General features: G+C 41.8%; 1 protein-coding gene and 1 pseudogene. Both read right to left on the reverse strand.

From position 1 onward, the window contains the following. Nucleotides 1-343 precede the first annotated feature (343 nt). On the reverse strand, nucleotides 344-1204 hold the full coding sequence (locus AAEY62_RS19925; RefSeq protein ID WP_350635891.1) for an immunity 49 family protein: 861 nt from the start codon (nucleotides 1202-1204) through the stop codon (nucleotides 344-346). Nucleotides 1205-1216: 12 nt separating this feature from the next. Then, nucleotides 1217-2125 (reverse strand): annotated as a pseudogene (locus AAEY62_RS19930) (contractile injection system protein, VgrG/Pvc8 family); the annotation flags it as partial.

Below are 2125 nucleotides of genomic sequence, written 5' to 3' on the forward strand. Positions count from 1 at the left end.
TCGAGTTTTATCTCGCCGCCCGCGTTGTGAATAATTAAATCGCCATTACCTGAGCCCGTAATGTTTATATTATTGTTAGTTTGTAAAAACGTAGAGCCATTAGTTCGGAGTTTTTGAAGTTGGTTGCCACAGTAAGCTTTTACTCTTTAAGCGAAGCGCCTCTAGCCCTCTTTGTGAATAATTTACTCAAAAAACATATTGCACAAAGAGAAAAGAATGAGAAGTAAATGAGGGCGTTAACCATAAAAAGCAGCCATTACTTGAAAGGTTAGGCGCTAATTTTTAGCGCCTAACTTCACAACATCCGTGTTGTTAAAGAGCGGGTAATTATTTATATATTCGTTTATTCTGGTTTTGGTGGGTTAACATTAATTAACCAATCAGGAATATACTCATTTTCAATAGTGATTTGATAGCCTTTGACTTCTTTAGCGATAACGGCCATCGCGGTTAACGCTAAAGGGATAGCACCTTCATTGGCGCCTAAACGCTCTTCATCACTGTAATATTCTTTGTGCAGTAACAAGGCTTTTTCCATGGCGTTATTGTAGGCTTGCTCACCGTCTTCGGTGAAAATCGCTTCGATAACAGAGACCAACGGCCACTTGAGGCGGCTGGCATATAAATACGCTTCATCAATAGGGTAATCATCCGGGTTAGAGGTGACATACGCTTGCTCAAGTAAATGTGCTAAATCGGCCTTTGGATTGAATAGCCCTTTGAGTAAATCAGCTAAGGCGTAATCAAACGGTTTGAGTTGATTGCCGTAATTAGAGTTTACAAACACCTCATTACCGATGGTGGTTAAAAAATCAATGGCCTCTTGGTTGCGTACGATAATCGCGGCATATAAAGCAAGTAGCCAAACAGGATGCTCTGCGTTTTCAGGATTTTTCTTGCCAATGACTTCTAGGTATTCATCGTCATAAAAAAATGCAAAGGCTTGACCATCATTGGCGTTACTTTGAAAAATACCGTGCCCTAATTGTGATGCGCGTAACAGGTAAAGCCAAGCATGGTAGCTATTAGGGTTTTCAATGGCTTCCATTGGGAAGGTGTCTATTAGATTACGCTTAAAATGATTATGTAGCCCATGGCTAGGATCTTCTTGAATGCGCCCAAGTCCCCCTTCTTGCAACCTATTGTATAACTTGATTGCTCTCTCATAGCTTCTTTGTGCAAAGCTGTAATGGCTTTTAATCATCTTAATTACTCCTTAAAATCCGATATCAAAAATAGACACATCAATGACATCGATTAAACCAGTGTCGTTGGCTTTTTGTTGTATGCCAATATATTTTAGGGCTTTGTTTTCTTTTGCAATTTCTAACTCATCCAGCATATCTTCAATCCCCTCGACCTGCTTAGTAAACGCTTCTTCGCCGACTTTACCATAGCGAGGGTCTTTTGTGAGTATGCGTAGTTTATCGTTATAATTTTTTATCACAGAATTCATGTACTTGGCAGTTCCTTGCTGTGCGCGCTCTTCTCCTGCCATTCTGCTGCCCCACGTTGCATTACCGCCTTTGGCTTCCATGATAAGCACTTTGCCATCGTCGATAGTATACACTTGGTCAAATTCACCTTGCTTGCCGTTACCGGGTAGTTTGGTGTTTAATGGTTTGGCGTTAGGGTAGTTTTGTTGTACATAAATGCGGGCGGCTTCTTCACCTAAGTCTTCACTGGCTAGTCGCATGGCTTTTTGTGCATCTTTTAATGCTTTAGCGTCTCCTGCTAATAGCGCGGCATCACGTTGTGCCACGGCGTTATTTCGCGCCGTTTCGAGTGTTTTTAAACGGGCTCTTGCCGCTGAGTTTAAATTGCTGTGTTTAATTTTTAATTTTTGTGACAGGGAATTAAACACATCGATTTGGTCAGATACGGCCACTAACGCGCCATTTTCATAACGCAGTTTTGGTGGTTTACTGCCATCTATGCGCTGTATGATAACTTTACCGTCTGCATTGGTGTATGCACGGTAGTTGCCACGAATATCATCGGGTAGATTTTGTAATAAGTAGTCAGCATGGGCTCTCGCTGACACCTGTGTTGTTACGCCTCGATTGGTACCTGGTTGTAATGCCGCATCGGGCTTGTCAATGCGCTCAATTAATTTAGGTTGCTC

This window comes from Pseudoalteromonas sp. GW168-MNA-CIBAN-0100 (assembly GCF_040309225.1).
Taxonomy (GTDB): domain Bacteria; phylum Pseudomonadota; class Gammaproteobacteria; order Enterobacterales; family Alteromonadaceae; genus Pseudoalteromonas; species Pseudoalteromonas arctica.